Origin of the sequence: Streptococcus infantis, assembly GCF_047463175.1 — a bacterium.
Classification (GTDB): domain Bacteria; phylum Bacillota; class Bacilli; order Lactobacillales; family Streptococcaceae; genus Streptococcus; species Streptococcus infantis_AC.
Genome location: NZ_JASHEJ010000001.1, coordinates 68,161 through 85,674 on the forward strand (window position 1 = coordinate 68,161; position 17,514 = coordinate 85,674).

Genomic DNA, 17,514 nt, shown 5'->3' on the forward strand with positions numbered 1-17,514 from the left:
CCGTAGGTCGCTAAATAAAACAAGACCGCAGTAGTGAAAGTCGGTTAAGAAGTTTCTTATCCGACTGGGGAACTGACGAGACTTAAGGCTTGACAGTTAGCAATGAAACCGAAGGTTTGCTTGCGTCCCCCACTACTAAAGGTCTTGTTTAAGAACATTAATTGTGTAAAGGAAAAAACATGACAAAAAACTTATTAGTAGAACTAGGACTCGAAGAGTTACCAGCCTACGTTGTCACACCAAGTGAAAAACAACTCGGCGAAAAAATGGCAGCCTTCTTGGATGACAACCGCCTTTCATATGAAGGGATTCAAACATTTTCAACTCCACGTCGTTTGGCTGTTCGTGTACTAGGTTTAGCTGACCAACAAACAGATTTGACTGAAGATTTTAAAGGACCTTCTAAGAAAATTGCTTTGGATGCAGAAGGAAACTTTTCTAAAGCAGCACAAGGTTTTGTCCGTGGAAAAGGCTTGACTGTAGATGACATTGAATTCCGTGAAATCAAAGGTGAAGAATACGTCTATGTAACTAAGCATGAAGCTGGAAAACCAGCGGAAGAAGTTCTGACTGGAATTCCAGAAGTCTTGGCTAGCTTAAGTTTCCCTGTTAGCATGCGTTGGGCAAACAATACCTTTGAATACATCCGTCCAGTCCACACTTTGACAGTGCTTTTGGATGATGAAGCTCTTGACCTAGATTTCTTAGATATTCATTCAGGCAGAGTGACTCGAGGACATCGCTTCCTTGGACATGAAGTTGAAATCCGTCATGCCGATAGTTACGAAGAAGACTTACGCAAAGTCTATGTCATTGCTGATAGTATTGAACGTGAAAATATGATTCGTGAACAAATCAAGGAAATTGAAGCAGAACAAGGCGTTCAAGTACAGATTGATGAAGGACTTTTAAACGAAGTCTTAAACTTGGTCGAATATCCAACCGCTTTTATGGGGAATTTTGATCCTAAATACCTAGAAGTTCCAGAAGAGGTTTTGGTTACTTCAATGGAAACTCATCAACGTTATTTTGTTGTCCGTGATCTTGAAGGAAACCTAAGACCAAACTTCATTTCAGTTCGTAACGGAAATGCTGAACACTTGGAAAATGTCATTCGAGGAAATGAGAAAGTTTTGGTTGCTCGTTTGGAAGATGGAGAATTCTTCTGGCGTGAAGACCAAAAACTCAAGATTGAAGATTTAGTTGCTAAACTTTCATACGTTACCTTCCATGAAAAGATTGGTTCTCTTCGTGAACACATGATTCGTACAGGGCAGATTGCTATCCTGCTAGCAGAAAAAGCTGGTTTATCAGTTGATGAATCTATTGAACTTGCTCGTGCTGCAGCCATTTATAAGTTTGACCTCTTGACTGGTATGGTTGGAGAGTTTGATGAATTGCAAGGAATCATGGGTGAGAAATATGCTCTTCTTGCAGGTGAAAATGCTGCAGTGGCGCAAGCTATTCGAGAGCACTATCTTCCTGATTCAGCAGACGGTGCTCTTCCTGAATCTAAAGTTGGAGCAATCCTTGCACTAGCCGATAAATTAGATACTCTCTTATCTTTCTTCTCTGTTGGTTTGATTCCATCTGGTTCAAACGACCCTTATGCCCTTCGTCGTGCAACACAAGGGATTGTTCGAATCTTAGAGGACTTTGGATGGAATATTCCAATGGACGAGTTGATTGCGAGTCTTTATGCTTTATCGTTTGATAGTTTAACTTACGATAACCAAGAAGAAGTGCTTAACTTTATCAAAGCTCGTGTTGATAAGATGATGGGTTCTACTGCAAAAGATATTAAAGAGGCTGTTCTAGCAAGTTCAAACTTTGTTGTCTCTGATATGATTGAAGCAGCAGAAGCTCTTTCAGAAGCTGCGAGAACTGAAGATTACAAATCATCAGTTGAGTCATTATCTCGTGCCTTTAACCTAGCAGAAAAGGCAGAAGGTTCAGTCAAAGTTGATGCAAGTCTCTTTGAAAATGAGCAGGAAAAAGAACTAGCTCAAGCTGTAGAAAGCTTAGAATTGAAAGGTTCAGCAAGTGATAAATTAGATCAACTATTTGGCCTTAGCCCAGTTATTGATGCTTTCTTTGACAATACCATGGTTATGGCAGAGGATATTGATGTTAAGAATAATCGTTTGGCTATTCTAGCTGAACTTGTCAATAAAGCAAAAACAGTGGCTGCTTTTAACCTTCTTAATACAAAATAGTAATTGAAAAATAGATTGGAGGTCCAAATATGACACCAGAAAAAATCGCTCGTATTAATGAACTTGCTAAAAAGAAAAAAACAGAAGGCTTGACTGCGGAAGAAAAAGTAGAACAAGCCAAACTTCGTGAAGAATACATCGAAGGCTATCGTCGTTCAGTTCGTCATCACGTTGAAGGAATCAAAATCGTCGATGAAGATGGTAATGATGTGACTCCTGAAAAACTTCGTCAAGTACAACGCGAAAAAGGTTTACACGGCCGTAGTCTTGATGATCCGAATTCATAAATAAAAAAATTCTCGGTTTGTATGTGCGAACCGAGATTTCTATTATAAAAAAGGAACCATTTTGGGTTCCTTTTTGTTAGTTATTAGTTACTTGCACCAGAAGTAGCATCAGCAGCTCCGTGGCCACCATCACCATGTCCTCCAGCGTCAGATGCACCAGAAGTAGCATCGGCATCTCCGTGACCTCCAGCAGCAGGAGCAAAAGGTCCGCTACCGCCTACCAAACGTTGACCAGTTTCTTTCAAGTACCAGTCAAGCCATGGTTGGAAGTTAAAGACAATTTCATTGATACCAGCATATGATCCATCAGGATAGTACATAGCTTGGTAGTTGTGAGTATTGATAACACCTGCAGGTGAACCAGGAACAATTGTACGTACGTATTCTTGGTTGCCATTGCGAAGCGTACCAATAACCCACTCAACGTTTTTCATACGTGCAGGTGGAAGTGATCCGTGAACTGTTGACATACGGCTACCAGATTGAGGTGGTACACGTTTCGCAAACATTGTTTCTGGATCTTGGTGAGCGTTGTTGTAGTATAGGAATTGGTTGTTGTCATCAGCATATGTCAATTCAAAAGGCATAGCTTTCAAGAACATATCGATTTGGTTAACTGTAAGGATACCATGGTCAAGTTTAACGTATGTATCACCTGAAACAGCTCCTGTGATTTCTGCAACTTTTTCTACCCATTCTGGATCATCAGGGTCAACTTCTGTAATAGTTGTGGCAATTGGTTTTCCACAATCCAAGTCTTCTGGTTCAATTGGTTTTGGTTTTTTCAAATTAGATACGACTCCTACGTATTTGACAAAGTTATCTAAGCAAGTTTCAAGGAATTTAACAGTTCCTTCGTTAATAATATTTCCTTTTGCATCAAAAGCTTCTTTGGCTTTTCCAAGAAGGAACTCATTACCTGGTAATGTGTAGGCATTTACTCCTGGTGCATCAAGAATTTTACGAAGGTGAACTTGAGCACGTGAAGTTCCTTGATCGTAGTATGAAGCACCCACAATCATAACTGGTTTGTTTTCAAATGGATGAACTTCGTATGAAAGCCATTCAAGGACTGACTTAAGTGAAGCAGAAATAGTGTGGTTGTGCTCTGGAGTAGCAATAATCACACCATCAGCTCGAGTAATTTTGTTGTAAAGAAGGCGCAACTGGAAGCTCTCGTCCCATTTTTCGTCTTGGTTAAACATTGGAACTTCATCGATTTCCAAAACTTCTAGTTCAAATTTAAATTTAAACTGACGGCGGATGAACTCCAAGAGTTTGCGGTTATATGATTGATCGTAGTTTGATCCAACAAGTCCAACAAATTTCATTCTTTCGATCTCCTATCTTACAAATTTTCCCAATCAAAATCTTCAGCATCTTTGCGAAGAAGCTCTTGTGCGTTACGCAATTTCTCAGTAACTTTAACAAAGATACGGAAGTCATCAAAGATGGCATCCAATTTCTTGATGACATCAAGATCTACCAAGTCACCATTTTGATCAAATGCTTGAAGAGAATGTGAAAGCAAGAATTCATCTGGGAGAACATTTGCTTTGATTTCAGGAGCATTAAGAATTTGACGAAGTTGCAATTGAGCACGTGATGAACCGAGTGTACCATATGAAGCACCTGTAATCATGACAGGTTTGTTCAAAAGCGGGAATACACCATATGAAATCCAAGCAAGAGCGCTCATAAGAACAGCTGGGATTGAGTGGTCGTATTCTGGAGTACCGATAATAACTCCATCAGCAGCTTCGATTTTAGCAGCGATTTCCGTAGCTTCAGCTGGGATTTGTTTGTCAGCTGGTTTGTTAAATACAGGTAGATCTTTAATTTCTACCAATTCGATTTCTGCTTTATCAGCAAAGTGTTTCTGCATGTATTGAAGCAGTTGGCGGTTTGTGGAACGTTTTGAGTTAGTTCCTACAATAGCAATAAGTTTAAGCATGGGCTTTCCTTTCTCTTTTTGCATTATTAATGATTTATCGTTGGATACCAGATGAACAAGCTAAGCGTCCATCTTTGTCAATGAGGATAGCTTCGATACCATCAATATTTTCGACTTGCCACATAATAGAGGCGCTGCGTTCTCCAAATAATCGTGTGGTCCATATCTCGCCGTCAACAGAGCGGTCAGATATTATGGTTAAACTAGCTAAATCCGTTTCAATAGGATAGCCTGTTTCACTATCGAAAATGTGATGATAATCCTTGCCATTGATTGCAAGATGCCGTTCATAAATCCCAGATGTAACCACTGATTTTCCAGTAATAGACAAGGTTATCAGGTGATTACCGCGTGGATTATTTGGATCTTGAATGCCGATTTGCCACGGACGTCCATCTTTTGATTGATTGTTCCCAATTGTGAGGATGTTTCCTCCAAGATTGATAAGAGCAGAAGTGACGCCGTTTTCTTTCAAGAAAGCTGCAACCTTATCTGCACTGTATCCCTTTGCTAAACACCCTAAGTCAATTTTCATTCCCTTTTTTTCTAGGAAAACCGTAGAATTGACTGAATCGAGTTTAATAAAATGAGGGTCTATTAGTGGTAAGGCTGAAGCAATTTCTTCAGGGCTTGCAACCTTTGCATCGGAAAAACCGATACGCCAGGTTTGAACCAAAGGCCCTATACTAATATTGAGATGACTTTTAGGCGCTAGACTGTGTTCTAGACCTAATGAAATCAACTCAAACAAATCAGGGTGGACTTTAACTGGGGCAATACCTGCCTGATAGTTAATTTCCATTAATTCAGATTCAGTACTGTTAGCATTGAAGCGGAATTCAAGTTCCTTGAGCAAATCAAAAGCTTGACGGAGAAGATTATCGGCTTGTTCATGTACTAAGGAAATAGTAATCGTAGTTCCCATTAATCGCTCAGATGATGAACTAAGAGGCAAAGAATCAACTCCCTTCAAATCACTGGAAAATAGCTACAAATCTTGAATTAATAAGAAATTTAAAATTTATAATTTATTTCCATATAAATAGAATATCATAAAGTCAGCGTTTTCACAAATCATTTTTTACAAAAAGTCAAGAAATATGCTTAAAAAATTAAAAACAGCTCCAAATCAATGAGGACTCTTTGAAAAAAATTGATATATCTTTCAAAAACTTTCTTAAATGACACCAAACTGGTCAAAAGTCTTGAAAACGTTCACAGATAATGGTATACTTGAAAGGTAAATAAAAAAATAAAGGTAGGATTTATCTTATGAGTAAAATCGTAGTCGTGGGTGCTAACCACGCTGGAACTGCATGTATCAACACTATGTTGGACAACTTTGGAAACGAAAACGAAATCGTCGTATTTGACCAAAACTCAAACATTTCATTCCTTGGATGCGGAATGGCACTTTGGATCGGTGAACAAATTGACGGACCTGAAGGTTTGTTCTACTCTGACAAAGAAAAATTGGAAGCAAAAGGTGCTAAAGTTTATATGAACTCACCAGTTCTTTCAATCGACTACGACAACAAAGTTGTTACTGCAGAAGTTGACGGTAAAGAACACAAAGAATCTTATGATAAATTGATCTTCGCTACTGGTTCAACTCCAATCTTGCCACCAATCGAAGGTGTTGAAATTGTTAAAGGTAACCGTGAGTTCAAAGCAACTCTTGAAAACGTACAATTCGTTAAATTGTACCAAAATGCTGAAGAAGTTATCAACAAACTTGCTGATAAGAGCAAACACCTTGAGCGCATCGCTGTTGTAGGTGGTGGTTACATCGGTGTTGAGCTTGCAGAAGCTTTTGAACGTCTTGGAAAAGAAGTTGTCCTTGTTGATATCGTTGACACAGTATTGAACGGATACTATGACAAAGACTTCACACAAATGATGGCTAAAAACTTGGAAGACCACAACATCCGTTTGGCACTTGGTCAAACAGTTAAAGCTATCGAAGGCGAAGGAAAAGTTGAACGCTTGATCACTGATAAAGAAACATTTGATGTGGATATGGTTGTTCTTGCAGTTGGTTTCCGTCCAAACACAGCTCTTGCTGACGGTAAGATCGAACTCTTCCGTAACGGTGCTTTCCTTGTAGACAAGAAACAAGAAACTTCAATCCCAGGTGTATACGCTGTTGGTGACTGTGCGACTGTTTATGACAACGCTCGTAAAGACACTAGCTACATTGCCCTTGCATCAAACGCTGTTCGTACTGGTATTGTAGGTGCTTACAATGCATGTGGACATGAGCTTGAAGGAATTGGTGTTCAAGGATCAAACGGTATCTCAATCTATGGTCTTCACATGGTTTCAACTGGTTTGACACTTGAAAAAGCTAAAGCAGCTGGTTACAATGCTACTGAAACTGGATTTAACGACCTTCAAAAACCAGAATTCATGAAACATGACAACCATGAAGTAGCTATCAAGATTGTCTTTGATAAAGACAGCCGTGAAATCCTTGGTGCTCAAATGGTATCTCGTGATTCTGCAATCTCTATGGCTATCCACATGTTCTCACTTGCTATCCAAGAACATGTAACAATCGACAAGTTGGCATTGACTGACCTATTCTTCTTGCCACACTTCAACAAACCATACAACTACATCACAATGGCTGCTCTTACAGCTGAAAAATAATTGATGATATGACAATAAAAAAAGTAACTTCAATAGTTGAAGTTACTTTTTTTTATTTTTAGGTTAAGAAACCTCGTCTCTTGCTGGGAAAGTAAACCCTTCTCCAAGGATTTCGTGAGCTTCCGTGATAGTGATAAAGGCCATTGGATCAACTGTATGAATCATTTCTTTCATCTTGACAATTTCATTTCTTGCGACAATACAGTAAATAATCTTTAAGTCCTTTTTGCTATAGTAGCCTTGTCCTGAGATAAAGGTAACGCCACGACCGAGTTCTTCGTTAATTTTCTCGGCTAATTCCATCGGTTTTTGAGTGATAATCATAAATCCTTTTCCAGCATATCCACCCTCACCGATTAAGTCAATAACTCTTGAAACGATGAAGTCAAATAAGAGAGTATAGGTTACAAGACGTAGGTCTTGGAAGATGATTAAAATCAGCATCAGAATCAGAAAATCAAGTCCAAAAAGTAATTTTCCAACAGAGATATTGGTGTATTTATTAAGGATACGAGCGACGATATCAGTACCACCAGTTGTTCCACCCGCGTTGAAAATAACACCGAGTCCAACACCTAGGAGGACACCAGCTACTAGAGCAACCACAACGAGATCTCCTTCAAGGTTAAACTGAAGAGGAATCTTCTCAAAGATAGCTAACCAGACGGAGACGGCAATGGTTCCAAGTAGACTGGAATACAGTGATCTTAGTCCAAATATTTTCCAAGCTAGTAGGAAGAGAGGGATATTAATCAAGATATTCATCAGCGAAATAGGGATATTAAAGAGATAGTAGGTAATCAAGGTTATCCCTGTTGCTCCACCTTCGAACAAGTGATGTGGAACAACAAAATAAGTAAGTCCGAAGGCGAAGATAGCAGCTCCGAATATAATAGTTATAGTTGGTTTAATATGCCGTAGCATTGAGCTCCCCTCCTATTTTTGTGTAAAAGTGAAGTAATAATATTTTTAAAATAAGACTGATATTACAACTTCATAGATTCAATTTTCTCAGAATCAGGTGTGACACGAAGCGTTTTTTGACCTGTATAAGTCACAAATCCAGGTTTCCCACCAGTTGGTTTATTAAGCTTTTTAACCTCAATCATATCAACTTGAACGAGATTGGAAAGGCGTCCTTTCGAATAGTAGGCAGCTAGTTCTGCAGCATCCGTCTTGACTTCGTCAGAAGGATTCAGATTTCCTGAGATGACCACGTGGCTTCCTGGGATATCCTTAGCATGGAACCAAAGTTCCTCTTTGCGTGCTATTTTAAAGGTCAACTCTTCGTTTTGAAGATTGTTTCGTCCAACGAGAATAATGGTTTTACCATCGCTAGCTAGATATTTTTCTGGCTTTTTACGTTTTTGAATTTTCTCGCGTTGGCGTCTTCTAATAAAGCCTGTTTGAATTAATTCTTCACGAATTTCAGCAATTTCATCTAGTCCAGCTTGGTTGAGGACTGTTTCGACGCTTTCCAGATAAAGAATGGTAGCCTTGGTTTCTTCAATTAGATCAGTCAGATATTTGACAGCCTCTTTTAACTTCTGATAACGTTTGAAGTATTTTTGAGCATTTTGGTTTGGTGTTAAAGCTTTATCGAGAGAAATTGTGATAGGTTGATTGGTGTAGTAGTTATCCAAGATTACTTGGTCTTGGTCGTTTGGAACTTGATGAAGGAAAGTCGTTAGTAACTCGCCTTTTTGACGGAATTCTTCAGCATTTTCGGTAGCTTGAAGTTCTTTTTCTTGTTTCTTCAGTTTTTGCCGATTTTTTTGTAGTTCATTTTCAACACGACGAATGAGTTCACTAGCCTGTTGTTTGACACGGTCGCGTTCAGCCTTGTCTTTGTAAAAAACATCAAGAAGTTGAGATAAGCTTGAAAAATGTCCTTCAATTTTAGTTGAAAAAGGGACACAAGAAAAAGATTTATCAGTTAAGCAAGGCTTGGTTTCTTGCTTAAAAAAGTCACGAAAATTGGAAAGCCTATTATCAGTTAATAATTTCTCTAATTCAATTGCCGTATCACGGCCTAAACCTTGAAAGAGGCTTTGAAGGTTTTTAGCTGTCAATTCCTGTGTTTGTAGGATTTCAAAAAGTTTTTCATCCTTAATGGTAAAAGGATTGAGGGCCTCTGTACTTGGTGGGGCTATGTAAGTTGCACCAGGTAGGAGTGTACGGTAACTATTTTGAGAGAAACCAATGTGCTTGATAACTTCAAGAACTTTGTTGCTATACTTATCTACAAGGAAGATATTACTATGTTTACCCATAATCTCAATGATGAGGTTGGCTTGAATATCGTCCCCAATCTCATTCTTGTTAGAAACAGTGATTTCAACGATTCGATCGTTTTCAATCTGCTCGATTGACTCGATAACAGCACCCTGTAAATATTTCCTTAAAACCATGATAAAGGTAGAAGGTTGAGCTGGGTTTTCAAAGGTCGTTTCTGTCAACTGGATGCGCCCAAAAACAGGATGAGCAGAAAGGAGCAGACGATGACTTTGGCGATTGCTACGGATTTGTAAGACCAATTCTTGATCAAAGGGTTGATTAATTTTTTGAATGCGACCGTTTAGTAGTTCAGCTCGCAATTCCTCAACCATGTGGTGTAAAAAAAATCCATCAAATGACATGGTTCTCTCCTTATGAATGTATTCCATAGTATTATATCAAAAAGGTAGAATAAAATCATAGAAATATGGTATAATAAAGCCAAGTAAAGAGAATCGAGAAGCACATGTATATTGAAATGGTAGATGAAACTGGTCAGGTTTCTGAAGAAATTTTAAAGCAAACACAAGAAATTTTGGAATTTGCTGCTAAAAAAATTGGAAAAGAAGACAAGGAGATGGCAGTCACTTTTGTGTCCAATGAACGCAGTCATGAACTCAATTTAGAGTTTCGTGATACTGACCGTCCAACAGACGTTATTAGTCTTGAATACAAACCTGAATTAGAGATTACCTTTGACGAAGAGGATTTGGCAGAAGATCCTGATTTAGCAGAAATGATGTCAGAATTTGATTCTTATATTGGTGAGCTATTCATTTCAATTGATAAAGCGCATGAGCAAGCTGAAGAATACGGTCATAGTTTCGAACGTGAAATGGGCTTCTTAGCTGTGCACGGTTTTTTACACATAAACGGTTATGATCACTACACTCCGGAAGAAGAAGCGGAGATGTTCGGTTTACAAGAAGAAATTTTAACAGCCTATGGACTCACAAGACAATAAACGAAAATGGAAGAATCGCGACTTGCTCTCAAGTTTAGATTTTGCCCTGACAGGTATTTTTACTGCCATAAAAGAAGAGCGTAATATGAGAAAGCATGCAGTGACTTCTCTCTTAGTTCTACTTGCAGGCATTGTTTTTCAAGTTTCCAGAATTGAATGGCTCTTTCTCCTATTAAGCATTTTTTTAGTAATTGCTTTTGAGATTTTAAATTCTGCTATTGAAAATGTAGTGGATTTGGCTAGCCATTATCACTTCGATATGCTTGCAAAGAAGGCTAAAGACATGGCTGCAGGTGCAGTTCTTGTTGTGTCTTTATTTGCTGCAGTGACTGGACTTATCATTTTCATCCCTAGGATTTGGGATTTGCTATTTTAAACATTATAGAGGTAACTATGACATTTAAATCAGGCTTTGTAGCCATTTTAGGACGTCCCAATGTTGGGAAGTCAACTTTTTTGAATCATGTCATGGGGCAAAAAATTGCCATCATGAGTGACAAGGCGCAGACAACGCGCAACAAGATTATGGGAATCTACACGACCGATAAGGAACAGATTGTCTTTATCGATACGCCGGGAATTCACAAACCTAAGACAGCTCTTGGAGATTTCATGGTAGAGTCAGCCTATAGCACTCTTCGTGAAGTCGATACCGTTCTCTTTATGGTTCCTGCTGATGAACCACGTGGGAAGGGTGACGATATGATTATCGAACGACTCAAGGCTGCTAAGGTTCCTGTGATTCTCGTGGTAAACAAGATTGACAAGGTGCACCCAGACCAACTTTTGGCTCAGATCGATGACTTCCGTAATCAGATGGACTTTAAGGAAATTGTACCGATTTCAGCTCTACAAGGAAATAATGTTTCGCGTTTGATCGATATTTTGAGCGAAAACTTAGAAGAAGGTTTCCAATATTTCCCGTCAGATCAAATCACAGATCACCCAGAGCGTTTCCTAGTATCAGAGATGATTCGTGAAAAAGTTTTACACTTAACGCGTGAGGAAATTCCACACTCAGTTGCAGTAGTGGTTGATTCTATGAAACGAGATGAGGAAACCGATAAAGTTCATATTCGAGCAACCATTATGGTCGAGCGTGATAGCCAAAAAGGGATTATCATCGGTAAAGGTGGTGCTATGCTCAAGAAAATTGGTACCATGGCTCGTAAAGATATCGAACTCATGCTAGGAGACAAGGTCTTCCTAGAAACATGGGTCAAGGTTAAGAAAAATTGGCGCGATAAGAAATTAGATCTTGCTGATTTTGGTTACAACGAAAAAGAATATTAAGAAGAGGTGGGCAGTAGCCTGCTTCTTGTTTTTAGAGAAGGAGGAGCTATGCCTGAATTACCAGAAGTTGAGACTGTCCGACGTGGTCTGGAAAAATTGATCCTAGGGAAAAAAATTTCAAACATTGACATTCGTTACCCCAAGATGATTAAAACTGATTTGCAGGAATTTCAGAAGGAAATGCCTGGTCAAGTCATTCAATCAATGGGACGTCGTGGCAAGTATTTACTTTTCTATTTATCCGACAAAGTTCTAATCTCTCATTTGAGAATGGAAGGCAAGTATTTTTATTACCCAGACCAAGTTCCAGAACGTAAACACGCTCATGTGTTGATTGATTTTGAGAATGGTGGTACTTTGGTGTACGAGGATGTTCGTAAGTTCGGAACTATGGAGTTGCTTGCTCCTGAGCTTTTAGAAGCTTACTTTATTTCAAAAAAACTTGGTCCGGAACCCACTGAGAAGGATTTTGATTTAGGGAGTTTTAAACTAGCCTTGAAAAAATCTAAAAAACCAATCAAATCGCATCTTCTCGACCAGACTTTGGTTGCAGGATTAGGTAATATCTATGTGGACGAAGTACTTTGGAGGGCGAAAGTCCATCCAGCTAGGATTTCTCAAAGTTTAACAGCACAAGAGGCTAGAAAAGTCCATGATGAAACGATCAATGTTTTAGGTCAGGCGGTTGAAAAGGGTGGTTCAACAATTCGCACTTATACCAATGCATTTGGAGAAGATGGCACCATGCAGGAATTCCATCAAGTATACGACAAGGCAGGTCAAGCTTGTTCGCGTTGTGAAACCATCATCGAAAAAATTCAATTAGGTGGTCGTGGAACCCACTTTTGTCCTAAGTGTCAAAGGAGAAAGTGATGGGAAAAATAATCGGAATCACCGGTGGTATTGCGTCAGGTAAGTCCACTGTCACAGAATTTTTAAGACAAAAAGGGTTTCAAGTTGTAGATGCAGATGCAGTCGTCCACCAACTACAAAAACCTGGTGGACGATTATTTCAGGTTTTAGTGGAGCATTTTGGGGAGAAGGTCCTTCTTGAAAATGGTGAACTGAATCGCTCCTTGCTTGCTAGCCTTATTTTTTCAAATCCTGAAGAGCAAGAATGGTCTAAGAGAACCCAAGGTGAGATTATTCGTGAGGAGTTAGCTGCATTACGAAATCAGTTTGCTCAGACAGAAGCTCTCTTTTTCATGGATATCCCCCTACTTTTTGAACAGGACTATGCTTCATGGTTCGATGAAACTTGGTTAGTCTATGTAAATCGTGATGTTCAATTGGAGCGATTAATGAAACGGGACCAAATTTCAAGAGAAGCAGCTGAATCCCGTTTAAACTCTCAATGGCCTTTAGAAAGAAAAATTAGTCTTGCTAGTCACAGTCTAGACAATAATGGAAATCAGGAACAGTTGATAGCTCAAGTAGTTCAGTTGCTTGAAGAAATGTGTCTATAAATTAACATTGTTAGGAAGGAGAATTTTGGTATTGTTTGTTCAAATCATCTTAGATTGAAATAGTATCAAATACAAAAAATCTAGTGCGTGTAAAAATTAATCTAAAATGCTCCTCTTGTGGCAGCATGAATTATCTAACCAGTAAGAACTCCAAAACACATCCAGATAAGATTGAAGTCTTAAAGTATTGTCCCAAAGAAAGAAAAGTGACTCTACATCTTGAATCTAAGTAGAAATTATGGTAGAATAATAGGGATTTTAAGGAGTTTGATATGTATAACCTATTATTAACCATTTTATTAGTATTATCTGTTGTGATTGTGATTGCAATTTTTATGCAACCAACTAAAAATCAATCTAGCAATGTATTTGATGCCAGCTCAGGTGATTTGTTTGAACGTAGCAAAGCGCGTGGTTTTGAAGCCGTAATGCAACGTTTGACAGGAATCTTAGTCTTTTTCTGGCTAGCCATTGCCTTAGCATTGACGGTATTATCAAGTAGATAAGAAAATAATGGGCGAGACTAGGTCTTTGCCTATTTTTATTTTTGAAAGAAATAAGTTTTACACCAAAAAAATTTAATAATCTAGAAGGAAAACATGAAAGATAGAATAAAAGAATATTTAAAAGAAAAGGGACGAGTCACTGTAAATGACTTGGCTCAAGCTCTTGGAAAGGATGGTTCCAAGGACTTTCGAGAGCTCATTAAAACCTTGTCCCTTATGGAGAGAAAGCACCAAATTCGCTTTGAAGAAGATGGTAGTCTCACCTTGGATCAAAAGAAGAAACACGAGATTACTCTTAAAGGGACTTTTCATGCCCATAAAAATTGCTTTGGTTTCGTTAGCCTAGAGGGGGAAGAAGATGACCTTTTTGTAGGAAAAAATGATGTTAACTATGCCATTGATGGTGATACTGTTGAGATTGTAATCAAAAAGGTTGCAGATCGTCAAAAAGGAACAGCAGCTGAAGCAAAGATTATCGATATTTTAGAACACAGTTTGACGACGGTTGTTGGTCAAATCGTTCTTGATGAGGAAAAACCCAAGTATGCAGGTTACATCCGTTCAAAAAATCAAAAGATTAGTCAACCAATCTACGTTAAGAAGCCAGCTATTCAGTTAGACGGTACAGAAGTTCTCAAGGTCTTTATCGACAAGTACCCAAGTAAGAAACACGACTTCTTTGTAGCTAGTGTCCTAGATGTGGTTGGACATTCTACAGATGCAGGGATTGATGTCCTCGAGGTCTTGGAGTCAATGGACATTGTATCTGAGTTTCCAGAGGCTGTTCTTAAAGAAGCGGAGAGTGTTCCGGATGCACCATCTGAGAAGGATCTGGAAGGTCGTCTGGACTTAAGAGATGAAATTACCTTTACGATTGATGGAGCTGATGCCAAGGACTTGGATGATGCTGTTCATATCAAACCACTGAAGAATGGCAATATTGAACTAGGTGTTCACATCGCAGATGTTTCTTACTACGTAACAGAGGGATCTGCCCTTGATAAGGAAGCTCTCAATCGTGCGACCTCTGTTTATGTAACAGACCGAGTGGTTCCAATGCTTCCAGAACGTCTGTCAAACGGTATCTGTTCCCTTAACCCTCAAGTGGACCGCTTGACCCAGTCTGCTATTATGGAAATTGATAAAAATGGTCGTGTTCGTAATTATACGATTACTCAGACTGTTATCAAGACAAGTTACCGTATGACTTATAGTGATGTCAATGACATTTTATCTGGTGACGAGGAGAAGAGACAAGACTATAAGAAAATTGTACCTAGTATCGAACTTATGGCCAAGCTCCATGAGACTTTGGAAAGTATGCGAATCAAGCGTGGAGCTTTAAATTTTGATACCAATGAAGCTAAAATTTTGGTTGATAAAAAAGGCAAGCCAGTTGATATTGTCCTTCGTCATCGTGGTGTTGCTGAACGTATGATTGAGTCCTTTATGTTGATTGCTAACGAAACAGTTGCCGAGCACTTTAGCAAGCTGGACCTACCTTTTATCTATCGTATCCATGAGGAACCTAAAGCTGAGAAAATTCAGAAGTTTATTGATTATGCTTCAAGTTTTGGATTGCGTATCTATGGAACAGCCAGTGAGATAAGTCAGGAAGCCCTCCAAGATATCATGAGTACTGTTGAGGGAGAGCCATATGCGGATGTATTGTCTATGATGCTTCTGCGTTCGATGCAGCAGGCTCGTTATTCTGAGCATAATCACGGTCACTATGGATTAGCTGCAGGCTACTACACTCACTTTACCAGCCCAATCCGTCGTTATCCTGACCTTCTTGTTCATCGTATGATTCGTGACTATGGACGTTCTAAGGATGTAGCAGATCATTTTGAACAGGTCATTCCTGAGATTGCCACCCAGTCTTCCATCCGTGAGCGCCGTGCTATCGAGGCAGAGCGTGAAGTCGAAGCTATGAAAAAAGCTGAGTACATGGAAGAGTACGTTGGTGAAGAGTATGATGCAGTTGTTTCAAGTATCGTCAAATTTGGTCTTTTTGTTGAGTTGCCAAATACAGTCGAAGGCTTAATTCACATCACTAATCTGCCTGAGTTTTATCATTTTAACGAACGTGATTTAACCCTTCGTGGGGAGAAATCAGGAATTACTTTCCGAGTTGGGCAGCAGATCCGTATTCGTGTCGAAAGAGCGGATAAGATGACTGGCGAGATTGATTTCTCCTTTATTCCAAGTGAATTTGATGTGATTGAAAAAGGTTTGAAAGGCTCTGGTCGTAAGGATAGAGGGCGTCGTTCAGATAAGAAAGAAGACAAGAGAAAATCTGGTCGCTTAGGTGATAAGCGCAAGCATTCTCCAAAAGACAAAAAGAAAAAAAGCAAGAAACCTTTTTACAAAGAAGTAGCAAAGAAAGGAGCCAAGCATGGCAAAGGGCGAGGGAAAGGTCGTCGCGCAAAATAAAAAGGCGCACCACGACTATACAATCGTAGATACGCTAGAAGCAGGAATGGTCCTGACAGGAACTGAGATCAAGAGTGTTCGAGCAGCCCGCATCAATCTGAAAGATGGGTTTGCCCAGGTTAAGAATGGGGAAGTTTGGCTGAGTAATGTCCATATCGCTCCTTATGAAGAGGGCAATATCTGGAATCAGGAGCCCGAACGTCGTCGTAAACTTCTCCTTCATAAAAAACAAATCCAGAAATTGGAGCAAGAAACCAAAGGGACAGGGATGACCTTGGTTCCTCTTAAAGTTTATATCAAAGATGGCTATGCCAAGTTACTTTTAGGACTTGCAAAAGGGAAACATGATTACGATAAACGTGAGTCTATCAAACGCCGCGAGCAAGATCGTGATATTGCGCGTGTTATGAAAGCTGTTAACCACCGATAGAAAGAGTGAAGAATATGGAAAAACTAGTTGCCTACAAACGCATGCCTGTCTGGAATAAAGACACCATGCCAGAGGCTGTTCAAAGAAAACACAATACTAAGGTCGGAACTTGGGGAAAGATTACCGTATTAAAAGGGACTCTTAAGTTTATTGAGTTGACTGAAGAGGGAGAAATTTTAGCTGAGCATCTCTTTGAAGCAGGTGCTGATAATCCCATGGCTCAGCCCCAAGCCTGGCACCGTGTAGAAGCTGCTACAGATGATGTGGAATGGTACTTAGAATTCTATTGTAAAGCAGAGGATTATTTCCCCAAGAAATACAATAGCAATCCAGTCCATTCGGAAGTTTTAGAAGCTATGGATACAGTAAAACCATGTAAGGCACTAGACCTAGGATGTGGTCAAGGAAGAAATGCACTCTTTCTAGCTCAACATGGCTTTGATGTCACAGCTGTAGATCAAAATAAGCTATCTCTTGAAATCTTGCAAAGCATTGTGGAGCAAGAAGACTTAGAAATGCCTGTCGGTATCTACGATATCAATTCAGCTAGCATTGGACAAACTTACGATTTTATCGTATCAACGGTTGTTCTCATGTTTTTACAAGCAGATCGCATTCCTGCAATTATCAAAAACATGCAGGAGCATACCACAGTCGGTGGTTATAATCTTATCGTTTGTGCCATGGACACGGAGGATTATCCATGTTCTGTTAATTTCCCCTTTACCTTCAAAGAGGGTGAGTTGGCAAATTACTACAAGGACTGGGAATTAATCAAGTACAATGAAAATCCTGGCTATCTCCACCGTCGTGATGAAAACGGAAATCGTATCCAACTACGTTTTTCAACAATGTTGGCTAAAAAAGTAAAATAAATGAATAAAAGGGATAGAGAGCAGTCGTTTTCTATTCCTTATTTGTTACCCTAATAAGAAAGGAAAATCTCAATTTATGCTATACTAGAAGTAGGAGAAGTCGATGAAATTAAACAGAATTGTGATAGTTTTAAAACGATTCTGATCGACCACTATTC

18 protein-coding genes are annotated in these 17,514 nt (G+C 39.2%); 13 read left to right on the forward strand and 5 right to left on the reverse strand.

Features of this window, described 5'->3' with window-relative positions; translation table 11 throughout:
* Positions 1 to 179 precede the first annotated feature (179 nt).
* On the forward strand, positions 180 to 2,216 hold the full coding sequence (gene glyS / locus QM859_RS00360; RefSeq protein ID WP_414261697.1) for a glycine--tRNA ligase subunit beta: 2,037 nt from the start codon (positions 180 to 182) through the stop codon (positions 2,214 to 2,216).
* 29 nt (positions 2,217 to 2,245) lie between these two features.
* Positions 2,246 to 2,503, forward strand: a complete 258-nt coding sequence (locus QM859_RS00365) for a DUF896 family protein (RefSeq protein WP_070678121.1) — start codon at positions 2,246 to 2,248, stop codon at positions 2,501 to 2,503.
* A gap of 83 nt (positions 2,504 to 2,586) precedes the next feature.
* Here QM859_RS00365 and QM859_RS00370 read toward each other — a convergent pair whose 3' ends face one another.
* From QM859_RS00370 to QM859_RS00380, 3 genes are read right to left on the reverse strand one after another with little or no spacing between them, the layout of a single operon-like run.
* Positions 2,587 to 3,834 carry an NAD(P)H-dependent oxidoreductase gene (locus QM859_RS00370; RefSeq protein ID WP_004252639.1) on the reverse strand — a complete coding sequence of 416 codons (1,248 nt, stop codon included), beginning with the start codon at positions 3,832 to 3,834 and terminating at the stop codon, positions 2,587 to 2,589.
* A 17-nt stretch (positions 3,835 to 3,851) separates the two neighbouring features.
* Positions 3,852 to 4,457, reverse strand: coding sequence for an NADPH-dependent FMN reductase (locus QM859_RS00375; RefSeq protein WP_004252640.1), 606 nt, complete (start codon positions 4,455 to 4,457; stop codon positions 3,852 to 3,854).
* Between the two features lie 34 nt (positions 4,458 to 4,491).
* On the reverse strand, positions 4,492 to 5,412 hold the full coding sequence (locus tag QM859_RS00380) for an FAD:protein FMN transferase (protein ID WP_303405138.1): 921 nt from the start codon (positions 5,410 to 5,412) through the stop codon (positions 4,492 to 4,494).
* A gap of 317 nt (positions 5,413 to 5,729) precedes the next feature.
* Here QM859_RS00380 and nox point away from each other — a divergent pair, with 317 nt between their 5' ends.
* Positions 5,730 to 7,109: a H2O-forming NADH oxidase gene (gene nox, locus QM859_RS00385; protein WP_195184180.1), complete on the forward strand. Its 1,380-nt coding sequence runs from the start codon at positions 5,730 to 5,732 to the stop codon at positions 7,107 to 7,109.
* Between the two features lie 63 nt (positions 7,110 to 7,172).
* On the opposite strand, the gene QM859_RS00390 is transcribed toward nox, so the two are convergent.
* Together QM859_RS00390 and QM859_RS00395 are read right to left on the reverse strand one after the other, a co-directional pair.
* Positions 7,173 to 8,033, reverse strand: a complete 861-nt coding sequence (locus QM859_RS00390) for a YitT family protein (RefSeq protein ID WP_414261698.1) — start codon at positions 8,031 to 8,033, stop codon at positions 7,173 to 7,175.
* Positions 8,034 to 8,095: 62 nt separating this feature from the next.
* Positions 8,096 to 9,748 carry an Rqc2 family fibronectin-binding protein gene (locus QM859_RS00395; protein ID WP_414261699.1) on the reverse strand — a complete coding sequence of 551 codons (1,653 nt, stop codon included), beginning with the start codon at positions 9,746 to 9,748 and terminating at the stop codon, positions 8,096 to 8,098.
* A gap of 104 nt (positions 9,749 to 9,852) precedes the next feature.
* Here QM859_RS00395 and ybeY point away from each other — a divergent pair, with 104 nt between their 5' ends.
* From ybeY to tehB, 10 genes are all read left to right on the forward strand, one after another.
* Positions 9,853 to 10,350, forward strand: a complete 498-nt coding sequence (ybeY, locus tag QM859_RS00400) for an rRNA maturation RNase YbeY (RefSeq protein WP_414261700.1) — start codon at positions 9,853 to 9,855, stop codon at positions 10,348 to 10,350.
* Positions 10,331 to 10,726 carry a diacylglycerol kinase family protein gene (locus QM859_RS00405; RefSeq protein WP_004252647.1) on the forward strand — a complete coding sequence of 132 codons (396 nt, stop codon included), beginning with the start codon at positions 10,331 to 10,333 and terminating at the stop codon, positions 10,724 to 10,726. Before ybeY ends, QM859_RS00405 begins: the two co-directional genes overlap by 20 nt.
* A 17-nt stretch (positions 10,727 to 10,743) precedes the next feature.
* Entirely contained in the window at positions 10,744 to 11,643 is a 900-nt protein-coding gene (gene era, locus QM859_RS00410; RefSeq protein ID WP_004252648.1) for a GTPase Era, read from the forward strand.
* 48 nt (positions 11,644 to 11,691) lie between these two features.
* Positions 11,692 to 12,516, forward strand: coding sequence for a DNA-formamidopyrimidine glycosylase (mutM, locus tag QM859_RS00415; protein WP_414261701.1), 825 nt, complete (start codon positions 11,692 to 11,694; stop codon positions 12,514 to 12,516).
* Positions 12,516 to 13,109 carry a dephospho-CoA kinase gene (coaE, locus tag QM859_RS00420; RefSeq protein WP_414261703.1) on the forward strand — a complete coding sequence of 198 codons (594 nt, stop codon included), beginning with the start codon at positions 12,516 to 12,518 and terminating at the stop codon, positions 13,107 to 13,109. Before mutM ends, coaE begins: the two co-directional genes overlap by 1 nt.
* A gap of 83 nt (positions 13,110 to 13,192) precedes the next feature.
* Positions 13,193 to 13,342, forward strand: a complete 150-nt coding sequence (gene rpmG / locus QM859_RS00425; RefSeq protein ID WP_007519517.1) for a 50S ribosomal protein L33 — start codon at positions 13,193 to 13,195, stop codon at positions 13,340 to 13,342.
* A 39-nt stretch (positions 13,343 to 13,381) separates the two neighbouring features.
* Positions 13,382 to 13,615: a preprotein translocase subunit SecG gene (gene secG, locus QM859_RS00430; RefSeq protein WP_000282517.1), complete on the forward strand. Its 234-nt coding sequence runs from the start codon at positions 13,382 to 13,384 to the stop codon at positions 13,613 to 13,615.
* 93 nt (positions 13,616 to 13,708) lie between these two features.
* Positions 13,709 to 16,051, forward strand: coding sequence for a ribonuclease R (gene rnr / locus QM859_RS00435; protein ID WP_414261705.1), 2,343 nt, complete (start codon positions 13,709 to 13,711; stop codon positions 16,049 to 16,051).
* A complete protein-coding gene (gene smpB, locus QM859_RS00440; protein WP_001051741.1) occupies positions 16,014 to 16,481 on the forward strand; it encodes an SsrA-binding protein SmpB in 468 nt (155 codons plus the stop codon). The genes rnr and smpB overlap by 38 nt, the downstream gene beginning before the upstream one ends.
* A 14-nt stretch (positions 16,482 to 16,495) precedes the next feature.
* Entirely contained in the window at positions 16,496 to 17,356 is an 861-nt protein-coding gene (tehB, locus tag QM859_RS00445; protein ID WP_414261706.1) for an SAM-dependent methyltransferase TehB, read from the forward strand.
* Positions 17,357 to 17,514: the final 158 nt, after the last annotated feature.